The following is a 16,415-nucleotide window of genomic DNA, read 5'->3' on the forward strand; positions in this document are numbered from 1 at the left end:
AGGACGGCCGGTTGGATCTGCGCAATTGGCCGGTGTGAGATTGGTGGTCTTTCGATTTGCAGATTCCAGGTTCGGGAAGGTGGCGGTTTTTAGCGGCGGACAGGCGCTGCACGTGCCACACCCCACCCGGAGATATTCATATATGTACCGGAAGTGGTACTGGAGATTTCCGGTACCGGAAGTGGTGGTACTAGATGTACCGGAACTGGTACTAGAGCAGCACCCGATCACGTTGCAATCGGGTGCTGCTCTCGATCTTTGATCTTGCCGCATTTTCTGCGACGAACCGGCATCCACTTCGTCGGAAAATGCTCTTAGGGCAAATCGTCAGGCGGCGGTCGGAACGGGGTTGAGCCTGTTGCGGCGAGCCGGCCGGATGGAGGCGCTCTCCTCGACCCGCTGCCGTGCGTTCTTCGCGGCTTGCTCCGCCTCCTCAAGGCTGCCGAACCGCTTCCAGTCGTTGCTCGGGGGGCGCCCGTCGACCATCCCGAACCAGGTCAGGCCGAACAGAGCAGCCCGGCCTTTGAACGCGCCCCAGGCACGCTGTCCCTCACGCACGCGCCGGATGAGCCCGAGGGCGATCGCTTCTTCGATGGCCGGCAGGACGGAGTTCGCCCGAACGCCATGCCGCTTGGAGTCGTCGTGCGTGACCGCCAAAGCGCCGTTCGTGAGCCCTCCGTGTCCGATGTGCTCCAGGAGGATCCTGTCGACCACCCGGCGGCAGTTGATCGATTGAGCCCGCCAGGCGTGGCTGTCGAGGAGGTCCCGACCCAGTGAGGTCCAGTGCCCCTCCCAGACTGCAGGTCCCTGGCGGGGATCGGTCTGGACGATCGAGCGGCCCGTCTTGTCCGCCTTGGCCGGCGCTGCGGGGCGCGAGTGCAATGTCGGCGATGACGGCGTTGTGGGGATCGCCCGGATCGAGGGCGATGGTCGCCCGCCCGGTGATCTTCACCGCCGTGCCGCGCTCACCGAAGCTGCGCCCTTGGAGCGCCGGCCGCTCCACCGCAATGGCCTCGAACCGTGTCACCTCGGCCTTGACCGGCTCGGCCGGCAGGCTGCCCCCGATCAGCACCGGGGCAGCGGCCGCTCTCGCTCTCGTCATGCTCAATCCCGCCGGACCTCGTCGAAGGCGCCGCGCCGCGTCCGGCCAGGGCAGCTGCGCGATCCCCGCCAGCCACGCGCCAGCGATGGACCGAGGCGGCGTCCGCGGCCGACGCAGCTCCCCTCGCCGCCTCGTCGTTCCAGCCGGCAGGCGCCGGTGCTGCGCCCTATTCGAGGACCGGGCCGGCCGCTACCTGCCGCGAGGCGGCTTGGGCGACGGCCTCGGCCCGATGGAGCCGCGCGGCGTCCGGCGCCGGTCCGCCGTCCCGGCCGAGGATGCCGGGCGTGAACCGGCCGAGCCCGGGCTCGCCGACGATGCGGGCCTCCTCCATCACCACTTGCCCACGGACGATCGTGGCGACCGGCATGCCGCGGACCCGCATCCCCTCCCAGGAGGTGTGGCCCGCGCGGCTGTGCATGTCCTCCTTGCGCAAGACCGTCTCCCGGGCGAGGTCGACGATCGTGATGTCGGCGTCGGCACCGAGTTCGAGCGCGCCCTTGCGCGGGTAGAGGCCGAAGCGCTGGGCGGGCTGGAGGGCGCAGAACCGCGCGATGTCCTGGAGCGTCATCCGCCCCTCGTTCACCGCGTTGAGCATCAGCGGCACGAATTCCTGGGCACCCGTGATCCCGAGCGGGACGGAGAAATTGTCCTCCCAGCCGGGCTCGACGTCCTCGACGGAGTGGGGCGCGTGCTCGCCGACCAGCATGTCGGCGACGCCGTCCCTGAGACTGGTCCAGCCCGCCTCCGGGCTGTGCGCCCAGAGATACGCGAAGGGGCCGACCCGCTCCGCCTGCTCGCGCGACATGAACAAGGAGGCGGCCTCAAGCTCCGCGGTGACGTCCTGCTTCAGGTCGAACTTGGCATGCCGGAGCATCTCGTACGCGCCGACCGGCATAACCCCCAGGTGAAGCACGTGCAGGCGCAGCTTGGTCAGGCGCGCGTAGTAGAGCGAGCTGGCGAGACCGGCGACCATGCCGTGTCCGTACATGTAGCCGCGCTCGTAGCACTCCATGTAGTATTTGTTCTCAACCTTTCCAGGATTGATGTAATCCCGAAACGTCAGGCGCTTGCACCATTCCGTATCGTCGTGGTGCACCGAGCCGACGAGGCCGGTCTCGGCGATCGCCTCGTAGAGTTCGTAGAGGATGCCGTGATCGACCACCCCGAGTTCGGTGATGTAGGGGTAGACCTCCTTGACGTGCCGCGTGTTGAAGATCTTGATACCGATCGCCCCCGCCTTGCCGAGGTCGAGGCACGTCTTCGGGTAGAGGCCGCCGCCGTAGATCGCGTAATCGACGTGGGCTTTGGGAGCGATCGCCGCTTTCTTCATCTCGAAGGTTTCGAGCGTGGTGGGATGCGGGGTGTTGTTGGTCATGTCGATGCAGAAGGCGATGCCGCCCGCCGCGGCCGCCCTGCTGCCGCTCTCGAAATCCTCCTTGTAGGTGTGGCCCGGCTCCCGGAAATGGCAGTGCACGTGCCACAGGCCCGGCAGGACGTGCCGGCCGCGCGCGTCGATGGTCCGGACGGCCGGCAGGTCGACGCCTGGCGCCACGATCGCGGCGATCCGCCCGTCCACGACCGCGATGGAGCCTCGGTACTCACCGTGCGCGGTCACGACGGTGCCATTGGTGACGAAGAGATCGAACGGCTTCATGGCGGACCTTGAACAGGGCAGGGTCAGGCCGCGACGCCCATATAGGCTTCGCGGATCTTCGGATCGTCGATCAGGGTGGCGGACGGCCCGTCGAGGACGACGCGCCCGGTGTCGAGCACGGTCGCGTGGGAGGCGATCTCCAGCGCCAGTTCCACGTCCTGCTCGACGAGCAGCATCGTGACGCCTTCCGCTTCGTTCACGCTGCGCAACGCCGCGGCGATGCGGTCGACGACGACGGGGGCGAGGCCGAGCGACATCTCGTCGATGAGGAGCAGCCGCGGGCGGGCCATCAGCGCGCGCCCCACCGCACACATCTGCTGCTGACCGCCCGACATCGTGCCGGCGATCTGGCCCGCGAGCGGCGCGAGTTCCGGGAACAGGGCGAAGACCCGGCCGAGGTCGCGGGTCACGGCGGTCCGGTCGGCCCGCATGTGGGCGCCGAGCATGAGGTTCTCGGTCACCGAGAGGCCGGCGAACAGGCGCCGCCCCTCGGGGACGAGCGCGATCCCGCGGCGAACCCGCGACTCCGCCGGGACGCGCGCCAGATCCTCGCCCGCGAACACGACGCGGCCGGCGCTCGGCTGCGCCAGTCCGGCGATGGCCCGCATGAGCGTGGTCTTGCCGGCGCCGTTGGCCCCGACCAGCGCGGAGATCCGGCCCTCCTCGACCGCCAGGTCGACGGACCACAGGACCTGGCTGTCGCCGTAGCGCAGGTCGAGGCTCTCGACGCGAAGGAGGCTCATGCGGCGGCTCCCCGGGCAGCGTGTCGCTTGGCGTAGCGGTCGCCCAGATAGGCGCTGACCACCTTGGCGTCGGACAGGACCGCGTCGGGCGGGCCGTCCGCGATCTTCTCGCCGAACTGCAGGACGACGACCCGGTGGCAGACCGCCGTGATCGCCTTCATCACGTGCTCCACCACGATGATGGTCAGCCCGGTGCGGTTGATGGCGTGGATCAGCGCGATGATGCGTTCGATCTCGGCATGGTTGAGCCCGGCCATCACCTCGTCGAGGAGGAGGAGGCGCGGGCGGGTCGCGAGCGCCCGGGCGACCTCGAGGCGCTTGCGCTCGGACAGCGTCAGCTGGCTCGGGAGGAAGTCCCGCTTGCCCGCGATCCCGACCTGCTCCAGGGCCTCCGCGCAGGCCTCCGCCACCGCGGCGGCCGAGCGTCCCGCGTTGCAGAACATGGCGCCCACCGCGACGTTCTGCGCGACCGTGAGTTTGCGGAACGGCTGCACGATCTGGAACGTGCGCGCGACGCCGCCGCGCGCGATGGCGTGCGCCTTGCGCCCGGTGATCGTCTCGCCGTCGAAGGTGACGCGGCCGGCCGCGGGCTTGACCAGGCTCGACACGACGTTGAGGAGCGTGGTCTTGCCGGCCCCGTTCGGCCCGATCAGACCCAGCACCTCCCCGGGCGCGACGTCGAAGCTCACGTCCTTGATCGCCTGGACGCCGCCGAAGCGGACGCCGATCCCCTCGATGGTGAGCAGCGGCTCGGTCATGTCACGCCTCCGCGGGCCGGCGGCCGCGCCGCGCGGGCGGGCGCAGCCGCGACAGGCTGTCGAGCAGGCCCCGCGGCACCATCAGCACCACGGCCATCACGAGGGCCCCGAGCAGCAGGTTGTGGATGCCGGAGAAGTGGCTCCAGATCGCGTCGCCCACGAGCTGGAACAGGGCGGCCCCGATCACCGGGCCGATCACCGTGCCCATGCCGCCGAGCAGCATCATGATGTAGCCGCGCACCGAGATGGAGACGTCGAAGGCCGTCCCGACCTCGATGAAGGTGAGCCAGTAGGCCCACAGGCCGCCGACCGCCCCGGTCATCGCGGCGCTGATCATCCAGGCCAGGATCTTGGCCCGCACGGTGTCGACCCCCATCACCTCCGCGCCGTCCTCGCTGTCGCGCAGCGCCCGCAGCGCGTAGCCGAGCCGGCTCCGCGACAGCCAGAACACCACCCCGGTCGCGAGGACGAGCGCCGCCAGCATGGCGAAGTAGATGATGCGGTAGAGCGTGGTCGGGGGAAGCGCGGAGAACGGCAGGGGCAGCCCCTGCGCGCCGCCCGTCACGCCGCCGATGTTGATGATCGCCTCCGTGGCGGCGGCGTTCAGCGCCACGGTCGCGATGGCGAAGTAGTGCCCGCGCAGGCGCAGGAGCGGCCAGCCGAGGATCGCCGCGACCAGGGTCGCGACCAGGACGGCGACCGGGACCGCGATCCAGACCGGCAGGCCGAGCGTCATCCCGACCCCCGCGGCGTAGGCCCCGATGCCGAAGAAGACCGAGTTGCCGAAGGCGTGATAGCCCGCGAACCCGACGATCACGTTCAGGCCCTGCGCGACCACGCCGAACATGAACACGGTCGTGAGGACGCGCAGCCAGTAATTGCCGACGAAGGCCGGGGCCGCCAGGGCCGCGGCGAGCAGGACGGCCGCGAGGACGAGTTGCCGCGTGTCGCTCACCTCAGACCTCCCCGAAGAAGCGCTTGCCGAACAGACCCTGCGGGCGGACGACCAGGATGACCAGGAACAGCCCGAAGGCGACGATCTCCTGGTAGTTCACGCCGAGGTAGCTCGCCGCGAAGGACTGGATCAGCGCGTACACGAAGCCGGCCGCGACCGCGCCGGTGACGGACCCGATGCCGCCGAGCACGGTGATGACGAAGACCGCGCCGATGAAGGAGTTTCCCAATCCGGGCGAGATCGGGAACAGCGTGCTGGCCAGCGAGCCGGCCGCGCCCGCGAGCGCCGCCCCGATCCCGGCCGTGTAGCCGTAGATCCGCTCCGGGACGATGCCCATCAGGCGCGCCGCCTCCCGGTCGAGGGCGGTCGCCAGGATCGCCTGGCCGAGACGGGTGCGCGTCAGGACGAGGTACAGCAGGCCCGCCAGGGCGAGGGAGAGGAGGGCGGCCGCCAGCCGGACGTACGAGACCAGCACCGGGCCGATCGCGAGCGCCTCGGAGGAGTAGCTCGTGTTGACGGAGCGGATGTCCGAGGTGAACAGCGCGACGAACACGTCCACGAGGAAGAGGTCGAGCCCGAACGTCATCGCGAGCGTGAGCAGCACGCTCGTGCGCATCACCGGGTTCAGCAGCAGGGACTGCACCGCGAACCCGACGCAGAACAGCGCCGCCATGACGAGCGGCATCGACAGGAACGGGTCGATGCCGAGCCGCGCGGCCATCAGGTAGGCGAGGTACGCCCCCATCATGATGTAGGCGCCGTGCGCGAGGTTGATGATGCTCATCACGCCCCAGACCATCGAGAAGCCGATGGTGGCGACGCCGTAGACGCCGCCGAGGAGGAGCCCGTTGACGAAGGTCTGCGCGAGCATGCTGGACCGGCTCCTCGGGTGAGGTCGGGTGCCGGGGCAGGGCGCGATCGCGCCGCGATCATGCCCCGCCCTCGGCTCTGCTTCGGTCGCGCGTCCCGCGACCAACCGGCATCGGCTGCGCCGGAGAACGCCCTAGGGAACCGCGCGCGGGTAGACCGGGTCCGCCTGCTTGACCGCGAAGGGGTAGATCACCTTGGGCTCAGCGCCGACGATCTGCGAGACGTTGAGTCCGGCCCGCGTGTTCACGCCGTTGGCGTCGAACTTGAACGGTCCGTAGAAGGTCTCGCCCTGCATCGACAGGAGCGCGTCCCGGACTGCCGTGGGATCGACCGACCCGGCCTTGTCGATCGCGAGCTGCAGCACCACGCCGGCCGCGGCGCCGCTCGCCGCGTGGAAGGTGGGCGCCTTGGCGTACTTTGCCTCGAACGCCTTCGCGAAGCCGGCGCTGTCCCCGAAGACCGGATCCTTCCAGGTCAGGGTCGGCACCCAGTAGTCGACGCCCATGATGCCCTCGGCCGCCGGACCCACCGCCGTCCGGAAGTCCTGGACGCCGACCGCGGTCGCGAGCCCGACGAGCTTGGGCGCGACCTGCAGTTCGCGCAGGGACTTGACCAGGAGGATCGAGTCCTGGACGTAGCCGGTCGCCAGGAGGATGTCGGGGGCGGCCGCCTTGATCTGCGTCGCGACCGCCGAGAGGTCGTTCGCCCCCTTCGGGTACTTGCCGGTGTAGACGACCTTGAGGCCGAGGGCCTCGGCGCGCTTGCGGGCCCCCTCGCCGGTGATGTTGGGGAACAGGTCGTCGGGCCCGACGATCGCCACCGTCCCCGGCGCGGGCTTCAGGTCCTTGGCGAGGTCGAGGATCGGCACCAGCCCCTGATCCGCGAGGGGCGAGGGCGTGAAGAGGTACTTGTAGCCGCGCGCGTAGAGGCTGTTGGCGGTGGCCATCGGGGCCAGGGTGAGCGCCCGGTAGCGCTCGCTGATCACCGCGGTCGCGGTGGCGATGCCCGATGAGTACGGCCCGAAGACGAGCGAGACGCCGTCGTCGCTCACGAGCTTCTCGGTCAGCTGGGCGCTCGTCTGCGCCTTCGACTCGTCGTCGTAGTAGACGACCTGGACCTTGTAGGTCTTGCCCCCGGCCTTCAGGCCGCCGGCGGCGTTCACGCGCTCGCGCCAGAGCTCGTAGCCATCCCGGAGCAGGCCGCCCTCGCGGGAGAAGGCGCCGCTCAGGCTGACGGCGGCGCCGATCTTGAGCACCTCCTGGGCCCGGAGCGGCGACGAGAGTGACGCCGCCGCGAGGCAGCCCAGAACGACCCGACGCGTCCACGCTCCAGCCATGATCCCGCACCCCGACCGCCCGACGAACCGCATGCATGCTGCATGTCCGGTCTGGTGAATACAAGCTGTATTTTCCTCGGGCGCCCGCCTATGATCGGGGCTCCATCCGGTGCGACCGCGGAGGCGGCTCGATGACGTCGACGAAACGGCAGCGCGCGAGCGCGCCGGCCCAAGGGCGGCCCGGCCAAGGGCCGCCCGGGCGAGAGCCACCCGGGCAAGGGCCGCCCGAGCAAGGGCCGCGGCCGCGAATTCGCCTACGAGACGCTGAAGCGGCAGATCGTGTCGCTGCAGCGCGCGCCGGGCTCCGAGCTCGACGAGCTGCAACTCGTCGGCGAGCTCGGGATCTCGCGCACGCCGCTGCGCGAGGCCTTCGTCCAGCTCGCGAGCGACGGGCTGGTCGTGCTGATGCCGAACCGCGGCGCGCGCGTCGCCCCCCTCGACCTCGCCTACACGCAGGAGCACCTGGAGGCCTTCGACCTCCTGCAGCGCGTCGCGACGGCCTGGGCGGCGGCCCGCTGCTCGGCGGAGGATCTCGCGGGCATCCGGCGCCGCGCCGAGGCCTTCGAGGCGGCGTGGCGGGACCGCGATCCCACCGCCATGATCGACACGAACTTCGCGTTCCACGAGGCGATCGGCCATGCCTGCGGCAATCGCAACGTGGCCCGGACCTATATCGGGCTGCTCAGCGAGAACCTGCGCATCGCGAGGCTCGCGATGGCGTACGAGTGCTACGGGTCGGCCGACGCGTACGAGGCTCACATCGAGTCGATCATCCGGGAGCACGGCGAGATGCTGGACGCGATCGAGACCCGCGACGCGGAGCGCGCCGAGTCGGTCGCCGGCTCTCACGCGGGCCTCGCCCGCAAGCGGGTGATCGAGTACCTCTCGTCCAGCCTGGTCGACGGCCCGATCGGTCGCCTCCTGGCGACGGCGGCGTGACAGGAGACCCCACGCGATGTGCGACGTCTGCGCCGTCTTCGGGATCGGCGACCATTGGACCGATGCCGCCAAGCTCTCGCGGAGCCCCTTCCCGGCGCGCGACATCCAGAGGCACCGGCGCCACCGGCGCGAGAGGATCGCGCTGATGAACCGCCTGGTCGCGCCCGCCGGGCTCGCCTGCGAGGATTGGGACGGGGACGCCTTCCTGCTGACCGACCGGGCCGGCCGCACGCGGGTCGCCGCCAGCCTCGCGGAGTTCTGGGGCGCGGCGGAGGCGCTCTCCGGCCGGATCCTCGATCCCCTGACCGCGCGCTTCGAGGGAGGAGCCCCGCGATGGTAGCCCTGCCCGAGCCCATGCCGCTGTTCGTCCTGACGGGGTTCCTCGGCAGCGGCAAGACGACCCTGCTCGGCCGCATCCTGCGCGCGGACGCGGAGGCGCGCACCGGCGTGCTCATCAACGAGTACGGCCAGGCCGGCCTCGACCACCGCATCGTGGCGCATGTCGCGGAGGCGAGCGCCGTCGTGGCGAACGGATGCCTGTGCTGCTCGGTCCGGCCCGAACTGGCGCGCGCGCTGCTCGACCTGCTGCGCCGCTCCCTGGCGGGCGAGGTGCCCCGGTTCGAGCGCGTCGTGCTCGAGACCTCCGGACTGTCCGATCCCGCCCCGATCATCAACACGGTCCAGACCCATCCGGTGCTGAAGGAGTACTTCCGGGTGGCGGGCGTGATCGCCACGGTCGACGCCGTCAACGGCCTCGCCTCGGCCGACGACCACGCCGAGTTCGCCAAGCAGGTCGCGGTCGCGGACCTCGTGCTGGTGACGAAGTCCGACCTCGCCGCGCCGGCGGCGGCGCGCGGCTTGGCGGAGCGGATCCGGGTCATCAACGCGCTGGCGCCGGTCCGCGACGCCCGCGCGCCGGACCTCGATCCCGCCTCGCTCCTGCGCGAGCAGCCTGTGTCGCGCGTCTCGGCCGTGAGCGCGGACGCCGCCCCGTCCCACGCCGTGAGCACGTTCTCGATCTCCCTCGACGAGCGCCTCGACTGGTCGAGCTTCGTGACGTGGCTGTCCCTCCTCCTCAACCGGCACGGACGCTCGGTCCTGCGCTTCAAGGGGATGCTGAACCTCACCGACGAGAGCGCCCCCGTGCTGGTCCACGGGGTCCAGCACATCATGCACCCGCCCGAGCACATGGAGGGCTGGCCGGATGACGACCGGCGCTCGCACCTGGTCTTCATCGCTCGGGGGCTCGATCCGGCCGAGATCAGGGCGTCCCTCGCCTCCTTCCTCCGGTTCGCGAGGGAGAACATGGCGCCCCGGCCCGGCCTGCTCGTCGCGGAGGAGGTCTGATCGCCGGGCCGGTCTCCCGCCGCGGGAGCCTGCCCACGGCAGGGACGCCCGGCGGGGAGGGGACTTCCGGGCGAGGAGGAAACTTCGGCGGTGGAGCGCCGGGACGACCCCGCCCGGGGCCGGGGCCGGCCCGCGGGAGGCCCCTCACGGACCGACCTCCGGTCCCTCGTGCGCGGCCGCCGGGGACAGGTCCGACCGGGCGCCCGTGAGGTAGCTGAGCACCATCTCCACCACGTGCCGCCGACGCACCGCCACCCGCTCGCCGGCCATGAAGTCGCGGTCGAGCAGCCAGGACAGCGTGTGCTGGTTCGACAGGAAGAAGTAGGCGAGACCCGAGATCGACAGGTAGAGGTCGACGGCATCGACGTTGTGGCGGAACGTCCCCGCGGCCTGGCCGCGCTTGAGGATCTCATCGATCGTGTCGAGGAGGTTGCGGTAGAGCGGCTTGACCGAGGTCGAGCGCTTCAGGTGCTGGCCGAAATGGATGTTCTCGATGCTCATCAGGCGGATGAGATCGGGCGTCGACACCAAGTGGTCGAACGTGTTGGCGACGAGGGCCGCCATCGCGGCCGCGGGCGGCAGGTCCCGCAAGGATTCGTCGCGCTGACGGGTGCGCAGGCCGGCATAGATGCGTTCGAGAATTTCGAGGTAGAGGGACTCCTTGGAACCGAAGTAGTGGTAGATCAGGTTCTTGTTGACGCCCGCCTGCGCGGCGATGCGGTCGACGCGGGCCCCGTTGAGCCCATGCGTGACGAATTCCCGCCGCGCCGTGTCCAGGATGCGCGCGCGCGTCTCCTCGGCATTGCGCGCCGGCCTGTGGGCCGGCGGGGCGGACTCAGCGCCCATCGGGGACGGCCCCCGGCAGCGGCGCGGCCCGCCGCGACGCGCGCAGGTGGCGCGTCGCGGCCTCGTCGACGGTCCCCCGCGCGATCACCACGCCGAAATGCCGCTCCGCGAAGGCCGCGGAGATCTTGCCGTCGAGGCAATCCTCCAGGATCGCCGCGGCGTCGCGGTCGAGCGGGTCACCGAATCCGCCGGCCCCGGCCTGCTCGTGGACGATGAGCGTGCCCCTGCCGACCCGCGTCGTGATCTTGCCGGGGAGAAGGCGGCGCTCGCCGTCGACCTCCATGGCGTTGCGCGACGGACCGCCCGGCTCACCCCCCGCCAGGCCGTAGGGCCGGTGCTTCACCCGGTCGGTCCGCATCTGCAGGAGCGCCTCGTCCGCGAGGATCCGGTAGCTGCGCCGCACGCCCACGCCGCCGCGGTAGCGGCCGGCCCCGCAACTGTCCGGGACGAACGCGTACTCCTCGATCCGGACCGGATGCTCGGCCTCCATGATCTCGACCGGCATGTTGGACAGGTTCTGCGACGCGTTGGTCACCGCCTCCAGTCCGTCCTTGTTCGGTCGTCCGCCCCAGGCTCCGCAGATCATGTCGACGATGATGAAGGGCTGCCGGTTCGGCCTGAGGCCGGAGATGCAGATCACGCTGTTCCCGCCCTCGCCGGCCGCCGGAACCTTGTCCGGAACGATCTGCGCCAGGGCGCCGAGCATGGTGTCGAAGACGCGGTAGCCGGTGAGGGCCCGGGCCGCGCAGGGACCAGGCATCACGGGGTTGAGGATCGAGGCCTCCGGCACCCGGACGCTCACGCAGCGGAACATGCCGACGTTGTTCGGCACCTCCTTGGCGAGGACGCAGCGGACGGAGAGGTAGGTCAGCGAGTGGGTGAAGCTCAGCGTCGCGTTGATCGCGCCCCTCACCTGCGGCGACGAGCCCGCGTAGTCGACGAGCAGGGAGCCGTCGTCCCTCACCGTGATGGCGACCCGGATCGGGATGGGCGCGTCCGAGAAGCCGTCGTCGTCGATGTGGTCGGTGAAGTGCCAGGTGCCCCTCGGCCAGGTCCGGATCTCGGCGCGCGTCATGCGCTCGGCGTAGTCGAGCAGCTCCTGCATGTAGGCGTCGACCTCGTCCGCCCCGTAGCGCTGCATCAGCTTCTCGAGGGCGCGCCTGCCGACCTGCGCGGCCGCGAACTGCGCCGAGAGGTCCCCCCAGACCCGGTCGGGAACGCGGACGTTGATCCTGATCAGCGCCTCGAGGGTGGTGTTGAGGGTGCCGCGCTCGTAGAGCTTCAGCGGCGGGATGCGCAGGCCCTCCTGGTAGATCTCGGTCGAATCGGAGGCGTTCGACCCGGGAACGCGGCCCCCGACATCGGTGTGATGGCAGATCACGACCGCGAAGGCCCGGCGCTTGCCGCCGTGGAAGATCGGCACGAACATGAAGATGTCCGGCAGGTGCATGCCCCCGTGATAGGGGTCGTTCATGATGACGACGTCGCCGTCGTGCAGGTCGCCGTCGAACCTGGCCAGCACCGCCTGCATGGCTTCCGGAATGGCGCCGAGATGCTGCGCGATCGTCTTGGCCTGCGCCACCATCTGGCCGTCGGCGGCGCACAGGGCCGCCGAGAAGTCCATCACGTCCTTGACGATCTCGGAGCGGGCGATGCGCACGACCGTGTAGGCCATGTCGTCGGCGATCGCGTCGAGGCCGCTCTTGATGACCGCGAAGGTGATCGGGTCGACGTTCATGCGCTGAACTCCAGGACGATGCAGCCGATCGCGTCCTTGCGGATGCTGGCGTCGGGCGGGACGACGATGGTCGCGTCGAACTCCTCGACGACGAGCGGTCCCGGCCGGGCCGTCGCGCCGAGGGCATCGCGGCCGACCACCTCGACGAGCCTGGGCTCCTCGCCGCGCGCGAAGGAGACCGCGCGGGTGCCCCGGCCGGCGGCGCCCGCGCGCGGGGCGATCGCCATGGCGTCGAAGGCGAGGCGCTTCTCCCGCAGCCCCCGGCCGACGACCCGCAGCTTCATGAACTCGATCGGCGTCGCGTCCCGGTAGCCGTAGGTCTTCACGTATTCCGCCACGAACCGCTCCTCGAGCGCGGCGAGGTCCTCGCCCTCGAACGGGACGGTCAGCTCGGTGGCCTGACCCTCGTGCCGGAGGTCGGCTTCCCAGAGCAGGTGCCGCCGCGCCTCCGGGTAGCCGTCCTGGGCAAGACGCTCCGCGACGTCGGCCTCCAGGGCGGCCTTGGCCGCGGCGAGGTCCCCGGCATCCATCGCGTCGAGGCGGCGCGCGACCACGGCGAGGGCCGTGTGCTCGGTGTCGGAGGCCAGCATGCCGACCGCGCAGAACACCCCCGAGAGGGGAGGGACGACCACGCGTCCGATCCCGAGCTGACGCGCGAGGTCGGGCGCGTGCACGCCGCCGTTCCCGCCGAACGCCATCAGCGTGAAGTCGCGGGGATCGCGGCCGCGCTCGATCGTCACGGCCCGCACGGCGCGGGCCATGGCGGCGTTGGCGACCGCGCGCACCCCGTGCGCGGCGTCGGCGACCGCGAGGCCGAGCGGATCGCCCACGTGGTCGCGGATCGCCCGCTCGCTCAGTTCCCTGCTGATCGCCAGGCGGCCGCCGGCGAGCGCACTCGCATTGATGAACCCGAGGACGACGTTGGCGTCGGTGACGGTCGGGCGCGCGTTGCCGAGGCCGTAGCAGGCCGGCCCGGGCACCGCGCCCGCCGAGTGGGGGCCGACGACGAGCAGGCCGCCCTCGTCGATGGCGGCGATCGAGCCGCCGCCTGCGCCGACCTCCGCGATGTCGATCGCCGGGACCTTGAGCATGTAGCCGCCGGCCTTGATGAAGCGGCTCGAGGTCGAGATCCCGTCCCGAAACTCGTACTCGGACGTCATGGTCGGGCGGCCGTCCTCGACGATCACCGCCTTGGCGGTCGTGCCGCCCATGTCGAACACGATGATGTCGCGGTCGCCGCGCGCGTGGCCGAGGCGCGCCGCGCCCGCGACGCCGCCGGCCGGCCCCGACGCCACCACCATCACCGGCCTCTCCAGGGTCGCGCGCGCGGCCAGCATCCCGCCGTTCGAGGTCATGACCAGGATGGGCGCCCCGACGCCGATCCCGCGCAGCCCGCGCTCCAGGGCGTGCAGGTAGGCGCGCATGGCCGCGAGCAGGTAGGCGTTCACGACCGTCGTGCTGGTCCGCTCGTACTCCTTCATCTCGGGCAGGACCGTGCAGGAGCTGGTGACCAGCAGGTGGGGGAACTGCTCGCGCAGGATCGCCTCGGCGCGCCGCTCGTGCGCGGCGTTGCGGTAGCTGTTGATGAAGGCGACGGCGACCGCCTCGATCCCGGCCTCGCTGAGCTGGCGGCCGGCGGCGACGACGTCGGCCTCGCTGAGGGGCCGCACGATGGAGCCGTCGGCGGCGACGCGCTCGTCCACCTCCAGCCGGTGGCGACGGGAGACCAGCGGCTTCGGCTTGTCCCAGGTCAGATCGAACATGTCGGGCATGCGGATGCGCCCGATCTCCAGCACGTCGCGGAACCCTCGCGTCGTGATCAGCCCCGTCCTCGCCCCCGTGCGCTGAAGGATCGTGTTGGAGCCGACCGTGGTGCCGTGAAGGACTTCGGCGACTTGCGAGGGCGCGATCCCGAGCTCCGCCAGCAGCGCGGCGACACCGGCCACGACGGCCCGGCTGGGATCGTCCAGGGTCGAGGAGAGCTTGCTCTGATGGACGGTGCCCGCCGCGTCGAGCAGGGCGATGTCCGTGAAGGTGCCGCCGATATCGACGGCCACGCGGACGCTGGCGTCGGAGGAGCGCGAGCCCATCGGGAACCTCTTCTAACTAACCAGTTAGTTAACTATGCGGCGCCGAAGCTGGAGTGTCAAGGAGCGCACGCGGCCCGCCGCAGCCGAGGCGGCGGGTCGGGATCGGGCCGGCGGGCCAAGCGCGCCTCGCGAGCCTCGTGCCGGCACACCGGACGGTTCGGCTCGAGGTTGCCGGCGGGCGCCCCGGCGCATGCCGGCGGGCGGCGAATTGCCTCACGCCGAAACAGGTGGACCGCGAGACAATTGTGCCGGGGTGGCCAGCAGCTCTGGCCGACTTCTCCGGGAAGGATGGCTCGATGACCGTGCAGGCTTGGCCGTGGCTGACCCTGTCCGCGACGTCGCCCGGTGCAGCGGCCATCCGCTTTCCCGCCAACCGCCGGTCCTCCGATGACGAGATGGGTCGTCACGATCGGACGTGGCCGGGGATGGGCACGCCTGCCGCTCGCAGCAGCCTCGGCAGCACACCAGGATCGTCCATCGGCTCACGACAGCGAATGCGCCGTCACGGCTCAGAACCGTCTCCGTGCCCTCGCCACGGAGGCAAGGCACCCCGGCCGGCACGGGGCGGAACCGTGTTCGGCAGGCTGGCCGCCAACCCGCCGCTCATCGCGACCGCCCTGTCCTTCGGCTGCCCAGAGATCTCTCGGGCCAAATGGAACTGGCATCACATTTTCCGCAATCCGACTGCCGCGGCTTACGCCATGATCTGACCACTTCCGCACGGATAATTTTGCAACAAAGCTGATGATTTGCATGAGACGCTTCGGCGTGACTTTGCACTCCTGTCGATGATCTGGATCAGACATGCGCCATTGTTGCGCATATGTTATTCGCTTTGCCTCATATGATAAGATTTATTGGCAAATGCGGGTAAGCAGGTGCCTACATAGCATCTATTTAAGACGTAAATGGAAACGCGAATGATGTTGGGCGGAAAGTAGATGCACAGAAGGTCGCAGGCCGGAACGAGAGCATGTCTGATGGATTGGAGAGCCGATCAATCTTCAACGACAGGAGCCTCGCATGCGACGTTCATTCCTGGCCATTGCTTTAACCGCCGCCATGGCGACGCCGGCCTTTGCGGTGGACGACAATCAGAAGGTCCCCACGCGCGGGCCCGAGTTCATCACCGTCCCTCAGGATGCCGTGCTCAGCTACAGTCTCATCGGCCTCAACGTCGTCGATGGGCAGCAGAATACAGTTGGCGAGATCAAAGATCTTGTCCTTGAGAGTGGCCAGCTGAAAGGATACATCGTTTCGGTCGGCGGCTTCCTCGGCATGGGCGAGCGCTACGTTGCCGTCCAGCCGAACTCCATCTCCCTTGGCTACGACGAGGAGAATAAAAAGTGGAAGGCCATCGTTGGCGCGAGCAAAGATCAACTTAAATCTGCTCCGGAATTCAAATACGAGGGCAAGTTCAAGCGGTAAAGTCAATTCACCGCATTGACTTTCCAGCAAATCATGCCTCGCGCAGCCGATCAACGCGGGCATCACTGCATCTATGGAGAAATGTATGGCTACCGACATCAGCTCGATCTACACGACCGCTCTGCGCAATACACACGCTCTCGAAACCCAAGGCCTCAGCCAGATGGAGCATCAGCTCACCGGTCTTGAGCACTACCCCGAGTACGCGAAGACCCTGCAGGCGCATGTCGGCATCACGCGCGAGCAGATCAGAAGAGTCGAGCAGGCGCTCTCAGCTCTCGACGCCAGCGCCTCGACCCTGAAGGAGACGGTCACCAACACCGCCGGCAAGATCGGCGCAGCCGTGCACGCCTTGGCCCAGGATGAGACACTCAAGAACCTCTACGCGGGCTACGCCTACCAGTACGACCAGATCGCCGCCTATCGCTCGCTGATCGTCATCGCTGAGGCCGCGGGTCACCCTGAGCACGCGCCCCTGTTCCGCAAGTCCCTCGAGGAGGAGAAGCAGGCGGCGCAGCGCGTCGACGGCCTCATCGAGTCCGTGACCCGCGCCTACATCGAGCGCACGACGGCGGGCGCGAAGGCCGACAGCTGAGCCGGCCCGGCGCC

The 16,415-nt window shown here is 69.7% G+C and carries 15 protein-coding genes and 1 pseudogene; 6 read left to right on the forward strand and 10 right to left on the reverse strand.

Annotation, left to right across the window (positions count from 1 at the left end):
- Positions 1-327: 327 nt before the first annotated feature.
- From M446_RS34360 to M446_RS27235, 7 genes are all read right to left on the reverse strand, one after another.
- The gene (locus tag M446_RS34360; protein WP_012335308.1) at positions 328-882 is read right to left on the reverse strand and encodes a hypothetical protein; all 555 of its coding nucleotides are present in this window, start codon (positions 880-882) and stop codon (positions 328-330) included.
- 386 nt (positions 883-1,268) lie between these two features.
- On the reverse strand, positions 1,269-2,756 hold the full coding sequence (locus tag M446_RS27210) for a dihydroorotase (RefSeq protein WP_012335309.1): 1,488 nt from the start codon (positions 2,754-2,756) through the stop codon (positions 1,269-1,271).
- Positions 2,757-2,779: 23 nt separating this feature from the next.
- Positions 2,780-3,499 (reverse strand): ABC transporter ATP-binding protein, encoded by a 720-nt coding sequence (locus M446_RS27215; RefSeq protein ID WP_012335310.1) that lies wholly within the window; start codon positions 3,497-3,499, stop codon positions 2,780-2,782.
- The gene (locus tag M446_RS27220; protein ID WP_012335311.1) at positions 3,496-4,257 is read right to left on the reverse strand and encodes an ABC transporter ATP-binding protein; all 762 of its coding nucleotides are present in this window, start codon (positions 4,255-4,257) and stop codon (positions 3,496-3,498) included. Before M446_RS27220 ends, M446_RS27215 begins: the two co-directional genes overlap by 4 nt.
- 1 nt (position 4,258) lies before the next feature.
- On the reverse strand, positions 4,259-5,212 hold the full coding sequence (locus M446_RS27225; protein WP_012335312.1) for a branched-chain amino acid ABC transporter permease: 954 nt from the start codon (positions 5,210-5,212) through the stop codon (positions 4,259-4,261).
- 1 nt (position 5,213) lies between these two features.
- Positions 5,214-6,083 (reverse strand): branched-chain amino acid ABC transporter permease, encoded by an 870-nt coding sequence (locus M446_RS27230; protein WP_012335313.1) that lies wholly within the window; start codon positions 6,081-6,083, stop codon positions 5,214-5,216.
- A gap of 132 nt (positions 6,084-6,215) precedes the next feature.
- Positions 6,216-7,418: an amino acid ABC transporter substrate-binding protein gene (locus M446_RS27235; RefSeq protein ID WP_236728876.1), complete on the reverse strand. Its 1,203-nt coding sequence runs from the start codon at positions 7,416-7,418 to the stop codon at positions 6,216-6,218.
- A gap of 258 nt (positions 7,419-7,676) precedes the next feature.
- Here M446_RS27235 and M446_RS39235 point away from each other — a divergent pair.
- The 4 genes and pseudogenes from M446_RS39235 to M446_RS27250 form a co-directional block, all read left to right on the forward strand.
- Positions 7,677-7,835, forward strand: a pseudogene (locus tag M446_RS39235) (GntR family transcriptional regulator); the annotation flags it as partial.
- On the forward strand, positions 7,824-8,357 hold the full coding sequence (locus M446_RS27240; RefSeq protein ID WP_265576665.1) for a GntR family transcriptional regulator: 534 nt from the start codon (positions 7,824-7,826) through the stop codon (positions 8,355-8,357). The pseudogene M446_RS39235 and the gene M446_RS27240, both read left to right, overlap by 12 nt.
- A gap of 16 nt (positions 8,358-8,373) precedes the next feature.
- On the forward strand, positions 8,374-8,697 hold the full coding sequence (locus M446_RS27245) for a hypothetical protein (protein WP_012335315.1): 324 nt from the start codon (positions 8,374-8,376) through the stop codon (positions 8,695-8,697).
- The gene (locus M446_RS27250; RefSeq protein WP_012335316.1) at positions 8,691-9,704 is read left to right on the forward strand and encodes a CobW family GTP-binding protein; all 1,014 of its coding nucleotides are present in this window, start codon (positions 8,691-8,693) and stop codon (positions 9,702-9,704) included. The genes M446_RS27245 and M446_RS27250 overlap by 7 nt, the downstream gene beginning before the upstream one ends.
- A gap of 144 nt (positions 9,705-9,848) precedes the next feature.
- Here the strand turns inward: M446_RS27250 and M446_RS27255 are convergent, their stop codons facing one another.
- The 3 genes from M446_RS27255 to M446_RS27265 are packed head-to-tail and all read right to left on the reverse strand — an operon-like array spanning position 9,849 to position 14,378.
- Positions 9,849-10,550, reverse strand: a complete 702-nt coding sequence (locus M446_RS27255) for a TetR/AcrR family transcriptional regulator (protein ID WP_012335317.1) — start codon at positions 10,548-10,550, stop codon at positions 9,849-9,851.
- Complete coding sequence (locus M446_RS27260) at positions 10,540-12,288, reverse strand: hydantoinase B/oxoprolinase family protein (RefSeq protein ID WP_012335318.1); 1,749 nt, start codon at positions 12,286-12,288, stop codon at positions 10,540-10,542. Before M446_RS27260 ends, M446_RS27255 begins: the two co-directional genes overlap by 11 nt.
- Complete coding sequence (locus M446_RS27265) at positions 12,285-14,378, reverse strand: hydantoinase/oxoprolinase family protein (protein WP_012335319.1); 2,094 nt, start codon at positions 14,376-14,378, stop codon at positions 12,285-12,287. Before M446_RS27265 ends, M446_RS27260 begins: the two co-directional genes overlap by 4 nt.
- 1,023 nt (positions 14,379-15,401) lie before the next feature.
- Between M446_RS27265 and M446_RS27270 the strand changes: the two genes are divergently transcribed.
- Positions 15,402-15,806, forward strand: coding sequence for a PRC-barrel domain-containing protein (locus M446_RS27270; RefSeq protein ID WP_012335320.1), 405 nt, complete (start codon positions 15,402-15,404; stop codon positions 15,804-15,806).
- Between the two features lie 85 nt (positions 15,807-15,891).
- On the forward strand, positions 15,892-16,401 hold the full coding sequence (locus M446_RS27275; protein WP_012335321.1) for a ferritin-like domain-containing protein: 510 nt from the start codon (positions 15,892-15,894) through the stop codon (positions 16,399-16,401).
- Positions 16,402-16,415 lie beyond the last annotated feature (14 nt).

Origin of the sequence: Methylobacterium sp. 4-46 (genome assembly GCF_000019365.1) — a bacterium.
Lineage (GTDB): Bacteria > Pseudomonadota > Alphaproteobacteria > Rhizobiales > Beijerinckiaceae > Methylobacterium.